The sequence below is a fragment of the Agrobacterium sp. 5Ca39 genome (assembly GCF_055382365.1).
Genome location: NZ_AP026437.1, coordinates 2,150,118 through 2,171,332 on the forward strand (window position 1 = coordinate 2,150,118; position 21,215 = coordinate 2,171,332).

Consider the following 21,215-nt stretch of genomic DNA (forward strand, 5'->3'; position numbering starts at 1 on the left):
AACAACGTTGCATTTACAGTTGCGTACTTCCGCTCACCCGCTTCAGACGTGATGGTCGGAGGGTGAACGGAGGCTCTTATGGTTCTTGCATTCGAAGACGTGACAGAAACCATACCCGATGGGATGCAGTGGGTTACGGGCGGCACCTTCATCATGGGCTCCGATGCGCATTATCCCGAAGAAGCCCCCGCCCATCCCGTCAGCGTCGATGGCTTCTGGATTGACGAGACCCCGGTGACAAACAGAAAATTCATGGCATTCGTCAAGGCGACCGGCCATGTCACCGTGGCTGAAAAAGCGCCGGATCCCGCAAATTATCCCGGCGCGCTCCCTGAAATGCTGCGTGCCGGTTCCCTTCTTTTTGTTCAACCGAAATCGGTAAGCGGTTCCGACATATCGCAATGGTGGAATTTCAAATTCGGCGCGAACTGGCGGCGTCCACTCGGTGGGCTCAGCGATCTTCGCGGGAAGCTCGATCATCCCGTCGTCCATGTCGCATGGTCCGACGCCAGGGCTTACGCGGATTGGGCCGGGCTCGAACTGCCGACAGAAGCCGAGTGGGAGTTTGCCGCCAGAGGCGGATCCGAGGCGGAATATGTCTGGGGTGACGAACTGATGCCGGGCGGCAAAGCCATGGCCAACACCTGGCAAGGCACATTCCCGACGCATACGACAAAGCCAAAGGGGCAAGAGCGGACATCCGCCGTTTGCTCATTTCCCCCAAACGCCTACGGCCTCTATGACATGATCGGCAATGTATGGGAATGGACGGCTGACTACTGGACAACACGGCATCCCGAACCGGCAAAGCACTCCTGTTGCATACCCGCCAATCCTCGCGGCGGTGGAATGGAACAGAGCTATGATCCGCGGCAGCCACAGATAAGGATTGCTCGCCGCGTGCTGAAAGGCGGCTCGCATCTTTGCGCTCCGAACTATTGCCGCAGGTACAGGCCGGCTGCGCGACACGCAGAGCCGGAGGACACATCGACAAGCCATGTCGGCTTTCGTTGCGTGAAACGGATTGCTTCTTCAGGAGACGGAAAATGACGAGACACGCCAAACTTTCGCGCAGAGCCTTTACCGCAACCGTCCTCTGCGGGATGCTTGCGGCGGGCACCCTGTCATTCCCGGCGTTCGCGCAGGAAGTGCTCCCCTCATGGAATGAAACGGCATCAAAACAGCGTATCGTTGACTTCGTCAAAGCGACGACAACCGAAGGCGGTGAAGGTTATGTCGCCCCTCAAGACCGGATTGCCGTGTTCGACAATGACGGCACGCTCTGGACGGAGCAGCCTTTTTACACGCAGCTTGGCTTTACTCTCGACCGGGTGAAGACACTCGCGCCCCAGCACCCGGAGTGGAAAACCAAAGAACCGTTTGCAAGTATCCTGTCAGGCGATCTCAAGGGCATCGCGAAAGCCGGGGAGAAAGGTATCGTTGAACTCGGCATGGCCACACATGCGGGGATGACGACAGATCAGTTCAACAAGATCGTGACGGACTGGTTTGCGCAGGCAAAGCACCCGAAGACCGGCAAGCCTTACACGGAAATGACCTACCTGCCGATGCGGGAACTTCTCGACTTTTTGCGCTCGAACGGTTTCACCACCTACATCGTCTCCGGCGGCGGCGTTGAATTCATGCGTCCTGTCACCGGAGAGCTTTACGGCATACCTCCGCAACAGGTGATCGGTAGCACCATAACAACGCAATACGCGATCGTAGGCGATGTTCCGGTATTGAAGCGGCTACCCAAAATCGACTTCATCGATGACGGTCCGGGCAAGCCGGCAGGAATAAACAAGTTTATCGGCAAGAAACCGATCTTTGTCGCGGGAAATTCCGACGGCGACTACGAAATGATGCGCTGGGTGACCGCAGCAAAAGGACCCGGCTTTGCCATGCTCGTACATCACACCGATGCCGACAGGGAATACGCCTATGATCGGCAATCAGCCTTCGGAAAGCTCGACAGGGCGCTGAACGAAGCCGAGCGCCGCAACTGGCTCGTGGTGGATATGAAGAATGACTGGAAGAAGGTGTTTTCGTTCGAGAACTAGCCGGTCAGTTCCACGAGGCTGCTTGCGCTCAACCGAGCATCGGCCTCATGAAGCTGCGCTCGAAGCTGATGATGCTGCGGTTGCGCTTGTCCAGCTCATAGGCGGCGATGCATTCCGGATCGACGGCCATTCGTGCGCGATAATCTTCGTAGGCAGCAAGGCTCGGGAAGCTGAAAAGCGCGAGCGCAATATTGTTGGCACCTTCGCTTGGCAGAAAATATCCGTGGTGCGTGCCGCCCATGCGATTGACGATGGGAATCCAGAGCCTGGCGTAATCTTCGAACTCGGCCAGCTTGTGCGGATTGACCTTGCCCCGTTGAAATAATCCATTTTGAAGTAAGGTCTGGCCCAATGAGAGGACCAGGGAATGAAGCGCAATCGTTTTACAGAAGAACAGATCATCGGCATTCTGAAGGAGCACGAGGTTGGCACGCCGGTCTCGGAGCTTTGCCGCAAGCACAGCGTCAGCGATGCCAGCATCTATAAGTGGAAAGCCAAGTTCGGCGGCATGGACGTATCCGAAGCCAAGCGCTTGAAGACGCTGGAAGACGAGAACACGAAGCTGAAACGGCTCCTGGCAGATGCGATGCTGGACAATGCGGCTTTGAAAGACCTTTTGGGAAAGAAGTGGTGACGCCCGCAGCAAGGCGAAAAGCTGTCGCTCATCTGATGGATCACCACCAGATGAGCGAACGGCGGGCGTGTAAAGCCATCGGCTTTTGCCGGATGACGATCCGTTACGAAACCAGGCGCAGCGATGACTATGACCTTCGTGAGCGGATGAAGGCGCTGGCGCATGAACGTCGCCGCTTTGGATATCGACGCCTTCACGTGCTGCTCAGGCGTGAGGGTCACCTTGTGAACCACAAGCGGCTCTTCCGGCTCTATCGGGAAGAGAAACTGACGGTGCGCAAGCGCGGCGGTCGGAAACGAGCGATAGGCACACGAGCACCGATGCTGATCCCGCTTGCCGCCAATGATCGCTGGTCACTGGACTTCGTGTCGGATCAGCTCACCGATGGTCGCAGGTTCCGGGTGCTTACGGTGGTCGACGATTGCACCAGGGAGTGCTTGGCTCTCGTCGCCGATACGTCGCTTTCCGGTCTGCGGGTTGCCCGTGAGCTGGACCGGATCATCGAGGGACGAGGCAAGCCGAAGATGATCGTCAGCGACAATGGTAGCGAGTTCACCAGCAACGCGATCTTGCAATGGACGGATCGGACCAAGGTGGAATGGCACTATATCGCACCGGGCAAGCCGATCCAGAACGCCTTCATCGAAAGCTTCAATGGGCGGTTGCGAGACGAGTTCCTGAATGAGACTCTCTTCTCGTCGCTAGCTCATGCTCGATCAGCGCTTTCAAACTGGCGCTACGATTACAACGATCACCGCCCACACTCTGGCCTCGGCTGGCTGACACCCGCCGAGTTCGCTCAGATAATCAACCCGCGACGTGATGCGGTGCTGCGCAGCCGAAATGGCTCCGCACCACACCCCGCCGCTACCGCCCCGAATACAGCAACCCAAAACCGCTGGAGCGAACTCAAAACTGGATAAAACTTGGGGGCAAGGTCAACGGCGCTTCCGAGTACTCGTGAAAAGAGCAGGTTGGCGGCCGCCGAGAAATAACGCGCTGAAACCGCTTAGCGAAAATCTGTCTGCGTATAGAAAACCGGCAATATGGGTATCATTCCCAACTCTTCGCCGGCAATGCTGTCGCTAATTCGTACTGAAGCAACCGCGGCGAAAGGCGGATGTAATCCCGAGGTGTTTTCGGATTGCGCGGCTCTTCACGTTTTGAAATGAGCAGTCACCGAAAATGAGTTCCCATCGGCGAACTATGCGGTCATGTCTTGCTCAGATCGTATGGGCACCTGCTCGACGAAACGCGAAGCAAAGAGTTGACAATATGGAAAATCCGGTTGCGTTGAATCGTCTTTCCGAAAACACGATCTTCCGTAAGGGCGATGTTTTCGTACTCTTCGGCGAATTGTTCGGTCGCGGGTATGCCACCGGCCTGCTAGACGAAGCCAGACGGGCTGAAATGGAGATTGTGGGGATCACCGTCGGACGGCGGGACGAGAATAACGCCCTGCGGCCGCTCGACGCCGAGGAACTGTCTTCTGCGGAGGCCCAGTTGGGCGGTAGGATCATCAACATACCGCTTATGGCGGGTTTCGAACTCGATGCGCCAGCAGGTGGCCCGACTCCAACCGACCTTCTGGCAAAGATGACGCTTGAGAGCTGGGAACACGACAGGCTCGACTGGGACTATCTGGAGCACTGCCGTGACATTGCCACTGCGCGTTTCAAGGCATCGCTGTCAAAGGTCATGACCGCTCTGGACGGAATGATCGCTAATGGCCGCAATGTTTTCTTCGCCCACACAATGGCCGGCGGCATTCCGAAGGCGAAGACATTCCTGGTCGTCGCCAATCGAATCTACAAGGGAACCGGCCCCCGCCACATGTCTTCTCAGACGCTGCTCGACAGCGATATGGGAAAGCTCATTCTGCAGAATTTTGACGATGTTTCTGCGAACACCTTTCGCCATCTCATCGACTTCAGCACAGCGATCCGCGAGCGCATCGAAGCCTCGGGCGGACAAGTGCGATATACGGCCTATGGCTATCACGGATCGGCGGTCCTGATCGATGGGAGCTATCGTTGGCAAACCTATACCAACTACACCCAGGGATATGCGAAGATGCGTCTCGAAGGCATCGCCGAGGATGCCTGGGCGAAAGGCATTAAGGCAACCGTCTACAACTGCCCTGAAATCCGGACCAATTCGTCCGACGTGTTCACCGGTATCGAGCTGCCCCTGATACCGCTGCTGCTTGCGTTGAAGAAGGAAAACGGGAGCGAATGGGCCGACGAACAATGGCAGGCCTGCGAGCAGCTACTCATGGACGGCTTAACCATGAACGATGTTTTCCGGAAGATCACCGACATGCAGGCCAGCGATGTCATGCGTCCATTCTATGATTTTTCGGCATGGCCAATGGCAAACAGCCAGGCACAGGCCGATTTGACCATCGGCACGTCAAACGAGATCACCCGGATGCATCGGGATGGCAAGACGATGATTAGTGATCTCCTGAGCAGTCTCGTTGTGACTGCAACAGGGCAACTGATCTTTAGCGAATCGTCTGAACCCGCGGGTCCCGTCCTCTGGCTCAATCACGATATTGTTGCCCGGCGACTTAACGCTTCCCACCTGCATTCTGAGTCTTCTGCGCCGCTCGTCGCTCAGGGGACGGCATCCCCGCATCCTGAGATGGCGTGACGGCCTCCCTAACCTGGCTTGGAAACCAGGCGTCTTGGCCTGGAGCGACAAATCCCGCCAGGGGAACGCCCCTCCAATTGGTCCCGTGTACTGGCAGCTTGTCGCAGGCGTCATAAGAAGCGAGTCCGTTGGAGCATCCAAGAAGGGCCGAAGCTCTTTTTTCCGCGACATTGGAACAAAATCGGAAGTGGCCCATTTCATCGGCGTACAATTCTCAGGGCGCTGAATGATCGACAACCAGAACTCCCGGCAGGACGCCAAAGACGCCGGTGAGCGTCTTGTGTCAGCCCATGCATCAGAAGATCCGTTTGCGGCCGCATTCAAGGCCACCCGCATGCCGATGCTGATTACGGACCCACGGCAGCCAGACAATCCCATCATTTTCTGCAACAAAGCGTTCTGCACCCTCACCGGCTACGAGGTTGGCGAGCTAATTGGACGCAACTGCCGACTCCTGCAGGGACCACAGACCGATCCGGACGCAGTCACCAAACTTCGTGACGCCGTTGCATCGCAAAAAGACATTGCCGTCGATATCCTCAACTACAGGAAAGATGGATCCAAATTTTGGAATGCACTTTTCGTAAGCCCGGTGCGCGACGTGTCCGGAGCCGTGATCTACTTTTTCGCCTCGCAGCTCGACTTCACCAATATCAAGAGTAAGGAAGCCGAACTCGCCCGCGCCCGGCACATTGCCGAGGAAGAAGTAGCGCTTAGAACGGCCGATCTGACCGAGGCCTTGCGCGCAAAAACGGCGCTCGTCCATGAGGTCGACCACCGCGTGAAAAACAATCTTCTGACGATCGCTTCCATCGTCAAGCTCCAGGCACGAATGACAGATAACGAGGTCGTCGAGCGGACACTGATGTCCGTGCTGAACCGCGTCGAAGCACTGAGCACCGTTCAACGCAAACTTCTGAACGATGAGGATGTTGGCCATTTCGACGTGGCGGATTTCGCCAACACCCTGATGCTGGACAAAATCGGTGCCTTGAAACGGACCGATATCAGTCTCACGACAGACCTTCACGAGGTCGTGGTTCCAGCAACCAAGGCATCTCCTCTGGCCTTGATCATCAACGAACTCATTGGAGACGCGATTGGCCGGGGACTGAAAGAAGGCGGTGGTGAACTGCATCTGGAAGTGAAGCGACTCAACGGTCACTTCCTCATTCGGGTCGTTGACACCGTTGTCCCGGTGGAAGTGGATAGCGAACAAGCCGCCTTCAGCAAGAAGATGCTGGAAGCGTCACTAAAGCAGTTGCGTGCAACGATCGTAAGGACCGTCGATGGTCGCCGTACTGACGTGCGGGTCACGCTCTCTGTAAAAGACTGAAAGGATATCGCGTGAAAATCTTGATTGTTGAAGACGAGGCTTTGCTGGCTATGGAGCTTGAGAGCGAGGTCGAAGAGGCCGGGCACGAGATCGTCGGCGTCGCCGCCGAAAGCAAGCAGGCTCTATCCTTGATCGAAAAGTCCTCGCCACAGTTCGCCTTTGTGGATATTCAGTTGCTGGACGGTCCCACGGGTATCGACGTCGGCCGTCATCTTGCGTCCCGTTCGATTCCCTATGTCTTCGTTTCCGGAAATCTGAAGCGGATTCCTGAGGATTTTGCGGGCGCCCTTGGTGCGATCGAAAAACCTTACACCATGAACGGACTGCAAAATGCGCTGGAATTCATCGACACCATTGTGAACGGTGAGCACCAGTCCGTCACCGCGCCTCCTAGCCTCGTTTTGTCACCCCGTTTGCTCGCCGCTCTGTCGGCGTGAAACGCACCCGTGATTAGGGATTGACCTTGAACTCACCATCTGAACGCATTGAAGCCGTTCGCAATTCTGGTTTGCTTGATGTTCAGGGCCAATCCGAATTCCAGGATATTATCGAGGTTGTCAAAGCCGGGCTGAAATCTCCGGTGGCACTGATTTCCATTCTTGATGAGCACCGGCAGGTCTTCATCGCCCATCTCGGCCTTCCGGAAAAATGGGCCGAGGCGGCAGAAACGCCGCTGACGCATTCCTTCTGCCAGCACGTGGTTCGCGACAAGATACCCCTCATTATCGGGGATGCTACGCTCCACGACCTCGTCAGGGACAATCTGGCCATCGCCGATCTCGGCGTGATTTCATACATGGGTGTTCCGGTCACCATGCCGGATGGCCTGGTAATCGGTGCGCTCGCGGCAATCGACGGAGAGCCGCGAAACTGGACCGAAAGCGAGCTGGAGTTGCTGAGCCGGATCGGGCGCGTCGTCTCCAATCAGATTGCGACCTTCCTCTCCGAGCGTCGATGGGGAACACTCTTTCAACAGCTGGAAGAAGGCATCGTCGTCGGCTCCGTGATCCGCGATCTTGAAGGATCGATCATCGACTGGCGGTTTGATACAATCAACCCGGCCTGGAGTGTTCTCCTTGGCTTGCCCGGAGATGGTGTCCCGGGCCGAACAATGCGGGATGTCTTCCCCGACTTCGAGGAAGAATGGATTTCCGATGTCGCCGAAGCGATGGAGACCAGGCAAAGCAAGCGTTTCACTCGCAAGATTCGCTCCCTGGATCGCTGGTTCGACGGCTATGTCCAGGCGACTGGCAACGATAAATTCGTCATCATCTTCGTTGACGTCACCGATCGGATGCGGGCGGTGGAGGCGCTACGCAACAGCGAGACGAAGCTGCGACTGATCGTCGAAGGCGCCAAGGATTACATCATCCTGACGCTTGATGAAAACCAACGCATCACCAGCTGGTTCGGCGGCGCGGAGGAGACTTTCGGCTGGTCGGAAGCGCAGATGCTCGGCAGACCGTTCGAAGAAATTTTTACACAGGAAGATCGGGCGGCGAATATTCCGCAGTTTGAGATCGAAACGGCGGGCCGCGACGGTGTTGCACTTGATCGCCGATGGCATCTTGCCGCCGATGGTACGCGGGTTTTTCTTGACGGCACCATACGCCCGATGCCCAATCACTCCTCATCCCATCTTTCCGGCTTCATCAAGGTTGCGAGAAACGCGACAGCCCAAAAGCTGTCGGAAGACCGGCAGCTCGCTTTTCTGGAGCTGGGCGAAAAGATCCGCGAACTCGACTCGGTCGCCGAGGTCGCTTTCGCAGCAGCGGAAATCATGGCTCGAAACCTGCAAGGGGCAACGCGAGCCGGTTATGGCATCGTCGATCCGATCGCCGAGACCGTGGAGATGCTGCCTGACTGGCGCGCGCCCGGGATGTTCACCGTTGCCGGCCAGCATCAATTTCGCGATTACGGTTCCTATATTGAAGACCTGAAGCGTGGCGAACTGGTCATCATAGCTGACGTTGCGGCCGATCCAAGAACCTCGGCGTCAGCGGAGCTTTTGAACTCGCTGGGCATCTCCGTCCTCGTCAACGTCCCTATTCTTGAGCGGGGCGCTTTCGTCGGCGTCATGTTTGTGCATTACGAAAAGCCGCACGAATTTTCTTCAGAAGAACGGGATTTCGTGCGGACGATTGCCGATCGCACCCGCGAAGCAATATCGCGGATACGTGCGGAACAGGAACAGCAGGTTCTCAACCATGAGATAAGCCATCGGCTAAAGAACACGATGGCGATGGTTCAGGCAATTGCGACCCAGACCCTTCGGCCCGTCACCGACAGAGCGCCCGTCGAAGCGTTTGTCAGCAGACTGCACGCACTTTCAAAAGCGCATGAAGTACTGCTCACTCACGACTGGTCATCGGCGCGTATGATGACCGTGATCGATACCTCACTTCGACAACTCTCTCTTCCGGATCGTTACCGTCTGTCAGGTTCCGACCTTGAAATCGGGCCGCGGACTGCGCTCAGCCTTGGCCTTCTCATGCACGAACTCGGCACCAACGCCCTGAAATATGGCGCCTGGTCGAGCGACAGTGGAAAGGTCATCGTGACCTGGAGGGTTGAGCCCGTCGGTGGCGATGGCATGGTTGTTGTGGAGTGGAACGAACAGGACGGCCCGCCGGTGGAACTGCCGTCGGCAAAAGGGTTTGGATCGAAGCTGATCCGCATGGGCCTTCTGGGAACCGGGGGCGTCGAGATCAATTACGATCCTGACGGACTGCGCGTGACCATGCAGGCGCTGGTTTCACAGCTTGAGCAGTGACATCGAGCCGAAGCCATAATGAGGGGCAACCATGATCGGCAAACCAGTTTTCGACCGACCGTCCATGGCTGCCGACTGCAACTGTCAGCACCAGGGCTCACCGGTGAAATACCTGCTAGTTTAGCGCTGAACCTGCAGTTAAGGATGTAGCCGAACAGCTCCAATATGGCTCAGCAAGCACTTTGAACGTGGCCTTCGCCCGGCGCATCGGCATTCCCTCTTCCTCTATGCGCCCTCATGACAGCGCGCAACGGCGAGGGGAAGGAGACAACCAATGGAATTCAGACAATGATGTTGGAGTATCGGCAATTTCTTGGCTGGCTGGCCTACTGAAAGAGCCGCCATCGAGGACGGCAGAGGTCGTCTGTCTAATTGGGAACCTGTTGGGCGAGTAGAGTTGTCCGGTAGCGCTGATCTGGCGTTTCTAGACCAGATTGGCACTTTCTCCTTGGACCTGAAAACGGCTGATAAGAATTGTCCTCAGGCTGGTAAGACCGATACCGGCTCATACACCAGGCAACATGGTCGTCGTTCAGCGAGGCGATTTGCGGTCGCTTCTCCGTCTCGACCAGATCTATCGGTGGGACGCAGCGCCTGCGCGGCCCGCCACTGAAGGGTTGGTAACTTTTATCGGCCTTCACATACGACCGGTATTTGCGGGAGCACCATTCATCTGATTTGTGCTCCGCGACATCAATCTCAGTCGCTTTTCCAAGCGGTAGACCGCTATCTTCTATGGATGGCTTCCTTCGCGGGACATCATTGGAAGCGAGGAGCGCGTCATCAACGTCAGCCGGTAAACGCTCATAGGCTTGCTCATTTGGATCAACACGCTTGACCTGCGTGGTCCACAACGGCTCCTCATTTACATCAAGAATGACAGGTGGCTGGGACTGTGACCTGAGATCGGATGCAATCCTCATTCCACCGCCAACAACGGGTAATGAGCAGAGAAACAGTAGGGAGCCGACGATAACGTTTTGCATGGCGCATCACTAAAAAGCATCGAAATATCGCCAGAGCAGCAGGACGGAAAATTTCGTGCCGCTCGGCACACGGGTAGCCGATCAAATTGTTGGTCGCGCCACCGCGACCAACGCTGAGTGGCCGGGAAAGCTGTCAGATCGAAAGAACGTCGATGATCTTACAGCCTGCAGGATCGATGAACGACGACGTGACATCTCGCCTCCATCGATCGCCCGGGTTACCGGCTTAGTTCATGATCCTGATGACCTTGCGGGTGCCGGGATCGACGATCGCGGTCTTTCCGTTAACGACGACGTAGCTGTAGGTCACATCCGGTGCATCAATCCTGTGCAGCTCCACCGTTTCCGGAAGGGCAGTGCCAACCACGACATCGACATTTGGCACATCCACTGAGGTGACCGTGTGCGCAGTCACGTATTTCTGGATCACAACTTCCTGTTCCGGGCTGATCACGACGGTCTGCGCGTGCAGAACGCTCGACGTGCCCATAACGATCATTGCAGCCGTCATTGCGAGGACTCGGGTTTTCATATCATTCCACCTTGGCAAGTGTTGCTTTTTGCCTGCGGTTGCAGGTGGGATTTCAAGCAAATTGCGCGGAAAGTGTTCCAGACAGGGCACAAAGTCCTATGCCCGGAACTGATGCAGATCGAAAAATATTGTTTGGCTGTAGAAATTCTGCCTGAAGGAGGAACACCCATGCAGATGAAACAGCTTTCTTTCCTGACGTTCGCAATACTGGTCGCCGGCGGAGCTCAGGCTCAGGAATCGACTGTAACCGGCGCCGCTGGCGGCGCGATTACCGGGGCAATCGTAGGCGGCCCGGTCGGCGCAGCCGTTGGTGGCGTCGTGGGCGCCGTCGCAGGCACAGCTATCGATCCGCCGCCCCCGCGCGTCGTTACCTATGTTCGGGAGGCTCCGATGCCGGCCGAGACAGTTGTCGTGAAGGAAAAGGTCGTTGTGGGCGAGCCGCTTCCTTCGACTGTGGTCATTCATCAGGTTCCGGACGAACCGAAATATTCTTATGCCATCGTCAACAAGCAGCGAGTAATCGTTGAACCGACCACGCGCAAAGTCGTGCAGGTTATCAACTGATGGCATTGCCTGCCGGGTTTTCTTCCCGGCAGGCCTTTTCCTGGGGGAATAAATTAGTATTTTCAGAAATAAAAAATCTTAATGCCTTCAGGCTTCGCTTTCCGTCCTCGAGATCATAATTTACTGTTGTCTGAAGTTCGCTGGGCTGACCCTCGGCGGCAAAGTCACAGGCACGCGTGTCACTATGTCAGGTCGCACAATCACTCGTCTTTCATCGAAGACCTTGGGCTCATTGTCACTCGCCCAACAGTTTTTCCTCGCCGGCGGTCTTGTTACGTTGGGTGCGACGGTTTTGATTGGATTGCTGGTGACAGATCAGATTGTTGAGACTGTAACAAGGAATGCAGGCTCGACAACCGCGCTTTATGTCGACAGCATCATTGCGCCTATCCTGCCGGATCTTACCCGCGCGGCAAAACTCGACGATTCCATCGAACGAACGCTGGATGAAACTCTGGGACAGGGTGCACTGGGCAGACGACTGGTTTCCTTCCGGCTGTGGACGAAAGACGGAACCATTATCTACTCGAACGACAAGCGGCTGATGAACATGGTCGTGCCACCTGGCGAAAACAGGACAAAAGCGTTTGCCGGCGAGCTCGTCGCAAATTTCGAAGAGGCAGGAGACCCAGAGAGCGACGCGGAGCGAGCGCTCGGGGAACCCCTCCTGGAGATATATAATCCCGTCTTGCAGCCATGGTCGGGAGAGGTGGTTGCCGTCGCAGAGTTTTATGAGCGGGCAACGGATCTTGAGAAAAGCCTGGCGCGAGCGCGCTGGAAGAGCTGGATCGTCGTCATCGCGGTTGCCTCTGCATTTTTCGCCGTTCTTTCCACAATTGTGCTCAAGGGCAGCAGGATGATCCGGCATCAACTGCGTGAGATCGAGGACCTGGCGCGTCGCGTGCAGAAAGGATCGCAGCGCACGGTGGCCTTGAACGAGCGGCTGTTGCGCAAGATCGGTGCCGATCTGCACGATGGGCCTGCACAGCTCATCGCCTACGCAGCACTTCGGGTGGACAGCGAGAAGCTCGTCAGTGACCAGACAAGTCGGAATGAACGAGAATCCGAGACGACATCGATCAAGGCCAGTCTGGATGAAGCTATCCGGGATATCCGCAACATCTGCCGCGGCCTTGTTTTGCCGGATATAGAAAATCTGCCCATCGAAGACGTTGTTGGTCGGGCAGTTGAACATCATCAGTCCCGTGCTGGTACGCGAATAACGACCTCAATTGAGGATGTGAACGCGCAAGTCGGAGTTCCCGTTAAAATCTGCGCTTATCGGTTCGTCCAGGAGGGTCTGAACAACGGTTGGCGCCACGCAGCATCAACAAATCAATGCGTGTCACTCCGACAGGAAGGCACAGAGATCGTCGCTACTGTTTCAGACGGCGGCAGTGGTTTTTCGTTCGACGAGATTGGACCCGATTGCATCGGGTTGTCAGGCCTTAAAGAACGAATTGAAAGTCTGGGAGGCCGTTTCGAAGTGCAGACATCGGCACGCGGAACGCACCTCACCATGAGACTGAACACCGTCGATGTGAGCGATCCATGACAGAAAATATAAAGGTCGTCATCGTTGATGATCACCCGATGTTTCGCTCGGGTGTATCGCAGAGCCTGAAAGAGTGTGGTTTCGACGTCCTGGGCGAAGGAGAAAACGCCGACGACGCACTAGCCCTTGCGACCAGATTAGCGCCGGACATCATCCTTCTGGATATCTCGATGCCCGGCAACGGCCTAGCGGCGATCAAATCCATATTGAGCCTGTCTCCGTCCATTCGAATTCTCATTCTCACAGCATCTGAGAGCGTGGATGATCTTCAGACAGCAATCCAGTCGGGCGCGGCGGGATACGCCTTGAAAGGCGTCGGCTCTCGTGAGCTGGTACAGATGCTGCGGACCATCGCAGACGGCGGGCGTTACATTCCACCCGAACTGGGCGCCAAGTTGCTGGCTGAAAGAAAGGCCGCATCGGAACTGATCGAGCAGCGTCAGGATCTGAGCAGAAGAGAGCGGCAAGTCATGGACCTCATCGCCATCGGAATGAGCAACAAGCTTGTCGCCCGCAAACTGGATCTCCACGAGAAAACGGTGAAGCATCACGTGACAAGGATTTTTGCCAAGTTAAAGGTCAGCAATCGCACGGAGGCGGCACTTCTTTGGAGAGATCGTATCTCTGCTCAGCGTGAGCCCTGAAACCTTGAACGATCCTTGACCGTCGCAAGCCGATCAACGATGACACGGCCCTTATTGTCGCGCATCGAATACCGGCCTTTTCGTAAAGTCTCGGTGATGCCATTGGCGTGGCGCACTTCGAGAGCCTGGCCAGACTGCTGAACGCCAGCCCGGTTCTGACCGGAATTTCCGGCTGCTCCAGGATCTGGTGCTTTCCCGCTTCCGCTTCCGCTCTCGTTTCCGTTCCCTTTGCCACCTCCATTTCCATGTCCGCCATCATTGCTGCCGCCGTTGCCGTTGCCGCCACCGTTCGCGCTTCCGTTTCCGCCGCTGTTACCGCCATTTCCGTTTCCATTGCCGCCGCCGTTGTTTCCTCCGCCATTACCGCCGTTATTCCCGTTACCGTTGCCGCCGCCGTTGTTCCCTCCGCCATTACCGCCGTCATTCCCGTTACCGTTGCCGCCGCCATTGCCTTGAGCGACAGCAACCCGAACACCAGCGGCCTGCAAGAATTGGACAGCGATCAACGCAACCACGGGCCGTCCGACCATGGGAAAGGTGAAGAGGTACTTAAGCATGTTTCTTCTTGTACGCACTCCGTTCTCCATATCTGCCGTCCTGCCGGAATGGACGCGAACCAATTATCTCTGCGCAGGCTGCCAGAGTTTGGCTCGGTTGAGAACTGACCTGGGGTAGTCTTGAACCCGCTTGTTCTGAAATAATCGCCGTCTGAAAGCGACTGACGTGATGGTTGCACAAGAGCCGCGCGTAAAACAAAGTGAAGAAACCCTGCACTTTCCCGCTGGCTCAGCGCGACCAAAAAAGCAACGTCGTCTCAAAAGTAAGCGTCAGCAGCTCCCGTCCGTATCGCTTTTCGGATGAGCATCGAGCTGCTTCTGGTGGCATCTCTTCAACATTTTGTCGATCAGGGCCCTGTCTCCGTTACAGTGATCCAGAATGTCGACTGCCTTCGAAATGCTCAGAGAGTATTTTTGTTGAAGTTGCTCAACGGTGTAAGGCTCGGGTCGTAAGCTCTGGTCCATCTTATCCTCTTTACGTTCTGCAATCAGATGCTGTGCGATCGATTGCGTATCCGAGACGCCGGGCGCGAAATGCGCCCATGATTGGCTTGTGTCGAGTTCTCCGGATCGTTTCCGGCTGGAGTTCCTCGAGCGACAACTTCCAAACAATCAACACTCATTATGCGGAGGGGTTCATCGATTGGGACTTAGTGCCCAAATTTGGGTGGGACTTATTCGACCGGAACGGAAGGAGGCCTTTTTCCTCAAAGCCGATCCTCGCACGGTGCGGGTGACATTCGCACCACCCCCAAACCCAAAGCTTCCAGATCGGCAGGAAGCCCGCGCGGCGGAGATATCGCTCCGCGGTAAGCGAGCCTCGCGCCAGTGAGGTCTCGACCCATTCCGCTGGCTGAATGCCAAGCTCCGTCGCTTTCCAGGCGCGCAAGCCAGCGCAACTAGCAAACGGGGGATACGAAGTATTTGTACAGCTGGTAATTGCGGCGATCGCAACTGCGCCATGATTCGGGCTACTCTCGACAAAAATGGCCAGCACTTCTCGCATGTTGAGGATTGCATCGCGAGTGCCGCAGACCTGGATCTTGTCCTGAGGTCGGCAAAAACCTGCAAGGCTCGGCTCGACCGTTGACAGGTCGAGCTCGCAAGGACAATTGAGGCCTGATTACTTGAAGAGTAAATCGGACGGAGGCAGATTGCCGGTCATCAGCCTCCGCCCGTCTTCCTGTGTCACATTTCGGGAAGAACAGCGATGTCGCGGACTTCGTTGTCCGTGCCGGTGATAGCGCCTACTTCGGTAGCGTTGCCGGTATCGAGATTAACGGTGTAAAGCATTTTGTTTGCAGCGAGATAGGCAGTGTTCTTTCCGGCTTCCGTGCCCTGAATGTCAAAAGCATAGGTGGCTGGCTTGTCTTTGAAACCCAGCTTGCCAATTGCTTTCAAAGTGCCGTCATTCGGCTTGGTCTGCTGGATCAAGGCGCCAATCGTCGCATCGATATTGTACATTGCGGTCTTTTCAGGCTTGCCGATGGAGTTGGTATAGGCGGCTGCGACAATGTTCGGCGTCTCGCCCTTGTGCATGTCACCATCTTCGAAGGCCAGGACACCGTCGACCGTCACTGCACCGGTGTCAGGATGGACACGGTGGTTGGTGGTGCCAGTCATGAAACGAAGACGATCAGCCACCGGATTGAAATCGACGACGATCGGAGCCTGTGTCACCGTCAGCGTCTTGTCCATTTTTGCGAGATCAGTGGCAGCACCGCTTTCAAGGTTGATGGTAACGATACGATGGTCCGCAGTAACACCGATCACTGTCTTGTTGGCGGGGCGGTAATCAATGCCGACGAGCTTATCGACGCCGGTTACTTCCATGGTCTTTGTAACGGCGGGCTTCGCGGTATCGAACATGACAAGTGTTTTGTCACTCGTCAGCCCGAGAACGGGTGCCGAAAAGGCTGTCGATGCCATGGCAGCAAAGGCGGCGGAGGCGGTCAGTGCGAAAAGGATGGTCTTCATGTCTTTCTCCCGTGCGTTTAACATTCGAGAAGGCGTCAGGCACTCGGCGCTTGACCCTTCATCATTGAAGACACCGCAAGGGAGGCGAATGGATGCAGGTCGTAAAAATAATTCTCAGGATGCATCCATTTGATCGCCGGATGGGTATAGTTCGTGAAAGCTGACGATTTTCACCGCTGGATCATGGAAGGATATTAATGGGTTCCGGGCCGGACGATCTGGATAAGGCGCTTGCTGCCTGCGCTAAGGGTGACCGTTCGGCATTACGCCGAATTTTCGATCAGGAGGCCGGGCGGTTGGTCGCCGTGGCGCAACGCATCGTTGGACGTCGCGAACTTGCCGAAGAGGTCGTGCAGGAAGCCTTTATCCGAATATGGACCCACGCTTATCAATACAGTGCGGACCGTGGCTCCGCGCGCGGATGGATTTATGCCATTGTTCGAAACAGAGCGCTCAATCTCCTGCGGGATGGCAAACTTGAACATTCGGTCGAAGAGGTAGAAGCGCTTCAGGAAGCCGAACAGGCAGACGCGATCATGGGTGCGTGGCACCGTCTGGACACACAATCGCGCCTGCGCGAATGCCTGGGATCGCTCGATGAGACAAAGCGGCACGGTATTCTGATGGCCTATGTTGGAGGCTATTCTCACGGCGAGATCGCCGGAAGGCTGCGCGTTCCACTTGGCACAGCGAAATCCTGGATCAGGCGCGGGCTTCTGACGCTTCGGGAGTGCATGGGATGATCTACGACCGCAAGGATATACCGAACCTCGCTGACGAGTATGTGTTGGGCTTGACCGAAAGCACCGCCGCCGCGGAAATCGAGGACGCCATGGAACGAGATTCCGAACTCAAGGCCGCGATTGCTGCAAGCCGTGAGCGTTTCCTGCCGCTCGACACCGCTATCACACCGGCAACCGTCAACGAGAGCCTGTGGCATCGCATTGAATCTGGGCTGACTTCGCAGCCTGTGACCCGCTACATGTCTGTTTCCACGCTCGCGAATGACAATAACAGCAAAGGCTGGAAGATCGCTGCGCTTTCGTCAATTGCCGCCGCATTGTTGCTTGCCATCGGTCTTGGATACAGCCTCATTCACAAGGCGGAGCCGCTTGTCGTCGCCGTTTTGATCAATGAGGCTGGAGATATTCAGGCGGTTGTCGAGGACTTTGGCGATGAACGGGCGATGATCCGTATACTGGCCGACTTTGCGGTGCCGAACGATAAGACGATAGAGGTATGGACGCTTCCGTCTCGAGAAATTGGGCCTGTTTCGCTCGGATTGCTGAAAGGCGTTCGCTCGGCTCGCCTTGATGGACCCGCATTGCCCACCCCGCGTGACAACCAGCTATACGAGATCACGCTCGAACAAGCGGGAGGATCGCCGACAGGCAGACCGACCGGACCGATCTTGGCCAAAGGGCTGGCGAAATTTCCGCGATGAAATCCACCGTCTGAGCGTTGCTTCAGCGCCTCATCCGACAGGCGATTTTTGTCCCATCTGCTTGCTTTCCAAATTTCCAGGAACATTGGCCCTCGTCTGTGGTTCGTCGTGGCACCAACCTCTTGAACTGACAGGACGGATTATGGCGGATGTATTTTGGCTGGTTGTTGTCGCTGGAGGCCCATTGCTGCTGGGTGCCGTGGTCGTTTATGTCCTGCTGCGTCAGCGCAGGTTATCCGCCAAGGAGCAACAAGAACAAGCTCGCAAGGTTCATAAGCTTTACGACGGAAAGTAACCGGAAGCGGAGACTGATATGAACTATAGAACCATATGGCCCTTGGTAGGGGCTGCGGCTGTGGCTCTCGCGATGATCGTGGCCGTCTACTTCGTCAGGACGACTCCGGATACAGCACCGTCAAATTCACCAGACAGGGGGCAGACGGAAGACCAAGCACCTGCGGGGCCTGCTGACAGGAATGCGCTGCCGGGCAGCCAGAACACGACGCCCTGACCACAATAGTCATTGAGGGAGAGTTTAACATGAAGCCATTCCGTGCCTGCTGCGCCGCTCTGTGTCTTTCGATGTTAATGCCCGCTTTCTCGAACGCGCAATCACCCGCGGACTTCACTGCCGAGGCGGCTTCCTTCAATCAGTTTGAGGTGGAGGCGAGCAGGCTGGCGCTTAAAAGCGCGCAGGATGACGCGACGAAAATGTTCGCTAATGACATCATGCGCGACCATGAGAAAGCGCTCGTCGATCTCGCCGATGCTGCTAAAAAGGACGGTACCTCGGTCCCGACGGACCTGAGCGCCGAATATGCCGAGAAGATGAGAGCTTTAGAAACCGCTTCACAAAGTGAGTTCGACCAGGCTTACCTCTCGACGCAGGTTTCGGTCCTTGAAGATGCGAAGACGATGTTCGAAGCCTTCATCAAAACCGGAATTGCAGGCTCGCTACGTGCATACGCTGAAAATCAGCGTGGCACCGTACGAATCTATAATGTGCGTGTTCAGGGCCTGACAAATCCGTGAAAGCGACCAGATCCACTCCAGCTCAACATTCGGAATTTGGATCACCATCGACAATTCAGCGGCGAGCTATGTTGACCCAGCTTGTCTGCGCCCGGCCGGCAACCGTACTTACGTTACACCGGCCGATCGATGAAGATATTTGATCTAATCCACCCTATGCCACCGCGACGATCAATACGTAACTTTTCATCGGGTTAGTATATATAACTCTCTGACGAGGCGCAGGCGCGCGGGGCCGTTATGATGCGTCCCTTAACCCACGCCATCCTCCCAATAGGGCGGGTCCCCGAACGACGCTTTCAAGTGAGCCGCCAGTGCGCGCAGTTTTGCCGAAGGACGGCGACCCTCGGGGTGCGCAAGAAAGACGAATTCCGCATCCGGCCGAACGCCGACATCGACGATCTTGAGCTTCCCATCGCGAATGTCCGGTCCTGCGATGAAGAGCGGAAGGAGTGCAATACCGAGACCGGCGATTGCCGCATCTCGCAGCATGTCGCCGTTGTTCACTCTGAATCCAATGCGTGCACGAACGATTTCAATGCCTCCAGGCGTAAGGAAACGCCAATCCGCAACACCCCGGTTCGTGTAGAACAAACCCTTATGGGCAGCGAGTTCGGTAGTTGTTGCAGGCATCCCGTTGACCGACAGATAGGCCTCGGAGGCCACCAGGACACGGCGGCTTGGCGCCAAACGCCAGACCATCAGTCTCGAATCGTCAATCGCCCCATGGCGCACAACGCCATCGTAAACGTCTGATGCAATATCGACTCGCCGATCGTCGAGTTCGAGCGACATCTCAATTTCGGGATTGGCAGCCAGAAACGGATACAGAGCCGGTCCCAGGTGCATCCGCCCGAAGGTAACAGGCGCAGCAATGCGGATTGGACCGCCCAGCGTTCCACGCCGCTCGGACAAATCCGCCGCTGCCTCAGAGACCTCTCGCAGGATGCGCTTGGCGCGTTCGAGAAAGGCAGCGCCATCTTCCGTCACCGAAACGCGACGTGTCGTACGGTGGAGTAAAGTAGCGCCGAGGCTGCGTTCCAATTCCGCCAGACGTTCGCTCACGACCGATTTTGACAGCCTGAGCGTGCGTGCCGCCCCGCTGATCGAGCCCTCTTCGGCGACAGCCACGAAACTCGAAATGCCATCCAGCTTCATTGTTCGGCCTTTCCGAAAGGTACGTCCGCCATTGGCACAGTAGTACGAACAGCATGCTTGCGCCACATTCGCACTTACGAAAACCCACACAACGAGAAGGAATTCGGATTATGGGTAGGCTCAAAAGCAAGCGGGCGCTCATCACCGGTGGCACCAGCGGCATCGGACTTGAGACAGCACGTCAATTCATCAGTGAGGCTGCGCGGGTAGCAGTCACGGGAACCAATCCCGAGACGCTGGAAGCTGCACGGCGGGAGCTTGGTTCCAGTGTACTGGTCATCAAGGCAGACGCTGCCGACGTGAAGGGCCAGAAGGTCGTCGCTGAAACGATCAGGGAGGCATTCGGGAGCCTGGACATCGTCTTCATCAATGCAGGCGTCGCCCTTCTCAAGCCTTTGGAAGCATGGGACGAAGAAGGTTTTGACAGGGTCTTCGACATCAATGTGAAAGGCCCGTATTTTTTGCTGCAGGCACTACTGCCGATACTGGCCAATCCGGCTTCGATCGTACTGAACACCTCGGTCAATGCCCACATCGGCATGCCTAACTCGAGTGTCTACGCCGCCTCGAAAGCGGCACTACAGTCATTCATCCGCACGTTATCCGGCGAACTGATCACACGCGGTATCCGGCTGAATGCGGTGAGCCCAGGTCCCATTTCTACACCGCTCTATGGCAAGCTGGGTTTCACCGAGACTGACCTGAAGAATGTCGCTGAGAGCATACAAAATCTGGTCCCGGCCGGCCGCTTTGGCGAACCGTCCGAGATTGCAAAGGCGGTAGTGTTCCTGGCATCGGACGAAGCCGCCTACACGGTCGGCAGCGAGATCATGATCGACGGTGGCATGGGCACATTGTGACACTCCCCAAGCAACGGAATCCGGTGACAGCAGCGCGCCGGGCTCCGACGGTTGTCGGATGTCAAGGCGCGCATCGCTGGTGACGTCTGCTTTCGGTCAGCGGCCAAGCTGGTTTCTTTGGCCGGCATGAAGGCGCAAAACGGTCGCAACTGGCGGTCGGCATACCGCGCAAGAAAATGCCGTTTCGGCGTCCTCGATCTTGAAGAGATGATCCGGTGACGTGCCAAATTGCACTTCGTGGATACAGGTCCCTTCGGCTCGAAAAGCGAAGTCCTGTCTCCTCGGCTTTTGTTATGAGCGCCGCCGTTTCTTTAATTACATTTAAACGATAACTAATTTACCATAACAGCAGACAGAGCAAAATCAGGTTGCCATGACGGCATGCACCTTCTGTAATTCTTCATATCCATGCCGAATCCCCTGCAGCAGAGTTCTTTTTTCATTC

The 21,215-nt window shown here is 56.3% G+C and carries 23 protein-coding genes; 16 read left to right on the top strand and 7 right to left on the bottom strand.

Annotated elements, in window-relative coordinates:
• The first annotated feature begins 78 nt into the window (after nt 1-78).
• Both ACZ47E_RS23575 and ACZ47E_RS23580 read left to right on the top strand, forming a co-directional pair.
• On the top strand, nt 79-1,050 hold the full coding sequence (locus ACZ47E_RS23575; protein ID WP_064263668.1) for a formylglycine-generating enzyme family protein: 972 nt from the start codon (nt 79-81) through the stop codon (nt 1,048-1,050).
• Nucleotides 1,051-1,103: 53 nt separating this feature from the next.
• Nucleotides 1,104-2,063: an HAD family hydrolase gene (locus ACZ47E_RS23580; protein WP_064263739.1), complete on the top strand. Its 960-nt coding sequence runs from the start codon at nt 1,104-1,106 to the stop codon at nt 2,061-2,063.
• Nucleotides 2,064-2,091: 28 nt separating this feature from the next.
• Here ACZ47E_RS23580 and ACZ47E_RS23585 read toward each other — a convergent pair whose 3' ends face one another.
• Nucleotides 2,092-2,415, bottom strand: a complete 324-nt coding sequence (locus ACZ47E_RS23585; protein WP_278067647.1) for an NIPSNAP family protein — start codon at nt 2,413-2,415, stop codon at nt 2,092-2,094.
• Between the two features lie 15 nt (nt 2,416-2,430).
• On the opposite strand from ACZ47E_RS23585, the gene ACZ47E_RS23590 reads away from it, so the two are divergent.
• The 5 genes from ACZ47E_RS23590 (at nt 2,431) to ACZ47E_RS23610 (ending at nt 9,461) form a co-directional block, all read left to right on the top strand.
• Nucleotides 2,431-3,620, top strand: a protein-coding gene (locus tag ACZ47E_RS23590; protein WP_092651477.1) for an IS3 family transposase whose coding sequence is annotated in 2 segments (ribosomal slippage) — nt 2,431-2,680 and nt 2,680-3,620 — 1,191 coding nt in all. Because the reading frame shifts where the segments join, the coding sequence is not laid out codon by codon here.
• 352 nt (nt 3,621-3,972) lie between these two features.
• On the top strand, nt 3,973-5,352 hold the full coding sequence (locus ACZ47E_RS23595) for an enoyl ACP reductase FabMG family protein (RefSeq protein WP_034497511.1): 1,380 nt from the start codon (nt 3,973-3,975) through the stop codon (nt 5,350-5,352).
• Nucleotides 5,353-5,578: 226 nt separating this feature from the next.
• A complete protein-coding gene (locus ACZ47E_RS23600) occupies nt 5,579-6,688 on the top strand; it encodes a PAS domain-containing protein (protein WP_006697873.1) in 1,110 nt (369 codons plus the stop codon).
• A gap of 11 nt (nt 6,689-6,699) precedes the next feature.
• Nucleotides 6,700-7,125: a response regulator gene (locus ACZ47E_RS23605; protein ID WP_004446066.1), complete on the top strand. Its 426-nt coding sequence runs from the start codon at nt 6,700-6,702 to the stop codon at nt 7,123-7,125.
• Nucleotides 7,126-7,151: 26 nt separating this feature from the next.
• Entirely contained in the window at nt 7,152-9,461 is a 2,310-nt protein-coding gene (locus tag ACZ47E_RS23610) for a GAF domain-containing protein (protein WP_022563204.1), read from the top strand.
• A gap of 368 nt (nt 9,462-9,829) precedes the next feature.
• Here the strand turns inward: ACZ47E_RS23610 and ACZ47E_RS23615 are convergent, their stop codons facing one another.
• Both ACZ47E_RS23615 and ACZ47E_RS23620 read right to left on the bottom strand, forming a co-directional pair.
• The gene (locus ACZ47E_RS23615) at nt 9,830-10,447 is read right to left on the bottom strand and encodes a BA14K family protein (RefSeq protein ID WP_022563205.1); all 618 of its coding nucleotides are present in this window, start codon (nt 10,445-10,447) and stop codon (nt 9,830-9,832) included.
• A 226-nt stretch (nt 10,448-10,673) separates the two neighbouring features.
• On the bottom strand, nt 10,674-10,979 hold the full coding sequence (locus tag ACZ47E_RS23620; protein WP_034497513.1) for a DUF1236 domain-containing protein: 306 nt from the start codon (nt 10,977-10,979) through the stop codon (nt 10,674-10,676).
• Between the two features lie 168 nt (nt 10,980-11,147).
• Between ACZ47E_RS23620 and ACZ47E_RS23625 the strand changes: the two genes are divergently transcribed.
• The 3 genes from ACZ47E_RS23625 (at nt 11,148) to ACZ47E_RS23635 (ending at nt 13,742) form a co-directional block, all read left to right on the top strand.
• Nucleotides 11,148-11,543, top strand: coding sequence for a DUF1236 domain-containing protein (locus tag ACZ47E_RS23625; RefSeq protein ID WP_004446075.1), 396 nt, complete (start codon nt 11,148-11,150; stop codon nt 11,541-11,543).
• A 184-nt stretch (nt 11,544-11,727) separates the two neighbouring features.
• A complete protein-coding gene (locus ACZ47E_RS23630; RefSeq protein WP_022563206.1) occupies nt 11,728-13,098 on the top strand; it encodes a sensor histidine kinase in 1,371 nt (456 codons plus the stop codon).
• Nucleotides 13,095-13,742 (top strand): response regulator, encoded by a 648-nt coding sequence (locus ACZ47E_RS23635; RefSeq protein WP_022563207.1) that lies wholly within the window; start codon nt 13,095-13,097, stop codon nt 13,740-13,742. The genes ACZ47E_RS23630 and ACZ47E_RS23635 overlap by 4 nt, the downstream gene beginning before the upstream one ends.
• Here ACZ47E_RS23635 and ACZ47E_RS23640 read toward each other — a convergent pair.
• From ACZ47E_RS23640 to ACZ47E_RS23650, 3 genes are all read right to left on the bottom strand, one after another.
• The gene (locus tag ACZ47E_RS23640) at nt 13,727-14,272 is read right to left on the bottom strand and encodes a hypothetical protein (RefSeq protein ID WP_081859461.1); all 546 of its coding nucleotides are present in this window, start codon (nt 14,270-14,272) and stop codon (nt 13,727-13,729) included. The genes ACZ47E_RS23635 and ACZ47E_RS23640 overlap by 16 nt on opposite strands.
• Before the next feature lie 649 nt (nt 14,273-14,921).
• Nucleotides 14,922-15,392, bottom strand: coding sequence for an aconitase family protein (locus ACZ47E_RS23645; RefSeq protein ID WP_309762518.1), 471 nt, complete (start codon nt 15,390-15,392; stop codon nt 14,922-14,924).
• Nucleotides 15,393-15,487: 95 nt separating this feature from the next.
• Nucleotides 15,488-16,276, bottom strand: coding sequence for a DUF4394 domain-containing protein (locus ACZ47E_RS23650; RefSeq protein ID WP_022563210.1), 789 nt, complete (start codon nt 16,274-16,276; stop codon nt 15,488-15,490).
• A 197-nt stretch (nt 16,277-16,473) separates the two neighbouring features.
• Here ACZ47E_RS23650 and ACZ47E_RS23655 point away from each other — a divergent pair, with 197 nt between their 5' ends.
• The 5 genes from ACZ47E_RS23655 (at nt 16,474) to ACZ47E_RS23675 (ending at nt 18,752) form a co-directional block, all read left to right on the top strand.
• Entirely contained in the window at nt 16,474-17,019 is a 546-nt protein-coding gene (locus tag ACZ47E_RS23655; protein WP_004446085.1) for a sigma-70 family RNA polymerase sigma factor, read from the top strand.
• Entirely contained in the window at nt 17,016-17,720 is a 705-nt protein-coding gene (locus tag ACZ47E_RS23660) for an anti-sigma factor (protein WP_004446087.1), read from the top strand. The genes ACZ47E_RS23655 and ACZ47E_RS23660 overlap by 4 nt, the downstream gene beginning before the upstream one ends.
• Nucleotides 17,721-17,862: 142 nt before the next feature.
• A complete protein-coding gene (locus tag ACZ47E_RS23665; RefSeq protein ID WP_004446089.1) occupies nt 17,863-18,015 on the top strand; it encodes a hypothetical protein in 153 nt (50 codons plus the stop codon).
• Between the two features lie 18 nt (nt 18,016-18,033).
• Entirely contained in the window at nt 18,034-18,231 is a 198-nt protein-coding gene (locus ACZ47E_RS23670) for a hypothetical protein (RefSeq protein WP_004446090.1), read from the top strand.
• Nucleotides 18,232-18,260: 29 nt separating this feature from the next.
• On the top strand, nt 18,261-18,752 hold the full coding sequence (locus ACZ47E_RS23675; RefSeq protein ID WP_004446092.1) for a DUF4142 domain-containing protein: 492 nt from the start codon (nt 18,261-18,263) through the stop codon (nt 18,750-18,752).
• 252 nt (nt 18,753-19,004) lie between these two features.
• On the opposite strand, the gene ACZ47E_RS23680 is transcribed toward ACZ47E_RS23675, so the two are convergent.
• The gene (locus tag ACZ47E_RS23680; RefSeq protein ID WP_004446094.1) at nt 19,005-19,910 is read right to left on the bottom strand and encodes a LysR family transcriptional regulator; all 906 of its coding nucleotides are present in this window, start codon (nt 19,908-19,910) and stop codon (nt 19,005-19,007) included.
• Between the two features lie 110 nt (nt 19,911-20,020).
• Between ACZ47E_RS23680 and ACZ47E_RS23685 the strand changes: the two genes are divergently transcribed.
• A complete protein-coding gene (locus ACZ47E_RS23685; RefSeq protein WP_022563213.1) occupies nt 20,021-20,770 on the top strand; it encodes an SDR family oxidoreductase in 750 nt (249 codons plus the stop codon).
• The last annotated feature ends 445 nt before the right edge of the window (nt 20,771-21,215 follow it).

Bases quoted from the DNA above. Each gene is read 5' to 3' on its own strand.
- ACZ47E_RS23575 (WP_064263668.1), top strand. From the start codon at position 79: ATGGTTCTTGCATTCGAAGACGTGACAGAAACCATACCCGATGGGATG.
- ACZ47E_RS23580 (WP_064263739.1), top strand. From the start codon at position 1,104: ATGCTTGCGGCGGGCACCCTGTCATTCCCGGCGTTCGCGCAGGAAGTG.
- ACZ47E_RS23595 (WP_034497511.1), top strand. From the start codon at position 3,973: ATGGAAAATCCGGTTGCGTTGAATCGTCTTTCCGAAAACACGATCTTC.
- ACZ47E_RS23600 (WP_006697873.1), top strand. From the start codon at position 5,579: ATGATCGACAACCAGAACTCCCGGCAGGACGCCAAAGACGCCGGTGAG.
- ACZ47E_RS23615 (WP_022563205.1), bottom strand. From the start codon at position 10,447: ATGCAAAACGTTATCGTCGGCTCCCTACTGTTTCTCTGCTCATTACCC.
- ACZ47E_RS23620 (WP_034497513.1), bottom strand. From the start codon at position 10,979: ATGAAAACCCGAGTCCTCGCAATGACGGCTGCAATGATCGTTATGGGC.
- ACZ47E_RS23625 (WP_004446075.1), top strand. From the start codon at position 11,148: ATGCAGATGAAACAGCTTTCTTTCCTGACGTTCGCAATACTGGTCGCC.
- ACZ47E_RS23630 (WP_022563206.1), top strand. From the start codon at position 11,728: ATGTCAGGTCGCACAATCACTCGTCTTTCATCGAAGACCTTGGGCTCA.
- ACZ47E_RS23635 (WP_022563207.1), top strand. From the start codon at position 13,095: ATGACAGAAAATATAAAGGTCGTCATCGTTGATGATCACCCGATGTTT.
- ACZ47E_RS23640 (WP_081859461.1), bottom strand. From the start codon at position 14,272: ATGGTCGGACGGCCCGTGGTTGCGTTGATCGCTGTCCAATTCTTGCAG.
- ACZ47E_RS23650 (WP_022563210.1), bottom strand. From the start codon at position 16,276: ATGAAGACCATCCTTTTCGCACTGACCGCCTCCGCCGCCTTTGCTGCC.
- ACZ47E_RS23655 (WP_004446085.1), top strand. From the start codon at position 16,474: ATGGGTTCCGGGCCGGACGATCTGGATAAGGCGCTTGCTGCCTGCGCT.
- ACZ47E_RS23660 (WP_004446087.1), top strand. From the start codon at position 17,016: ATGATCTACGACCGCAAGGATATACCGAACCTCGCTGACGAGTATGTG.
- ACZ47E_RS23665 (WP_004446089.1), top strand. From the start codon at position 17,863: ATGGCGGATGTATTTTGGCTGGTTGTTGTCGCTGGAGGCCCATTGCTG.
- ACZ47E_RS23670 (WP_004446090.1), top strand. From the start codon at position 18,034: ATGAACTATAGAACCATATGGCCCTTGGTAGGGGCTGCGGCTGTGGCT.
- ACZ47E_RS23675 (WP_004446092.1), top strand. From the start codon at position 18,261: ATGAAGCCATTCCGTGCCTGCTGCGCCGCTCTGTGTCTTTCGATGTTA.
- ACZ47E_RS23680 (WP_004446094.1), bottom strand. From the start codon at position 19,910: ATGAAGCTGGATGGCATTTCGAGTTTCGTGGCTGTCGCCGAAGAGGGC.
- ACZ47E_RS23685 (WP_022563213.1), top strand. From the start codon at position 20,021: ATGGGTAGGCTCAAAAGCAAGCGGGCGCTCATCACCGGTGGCACCAGC.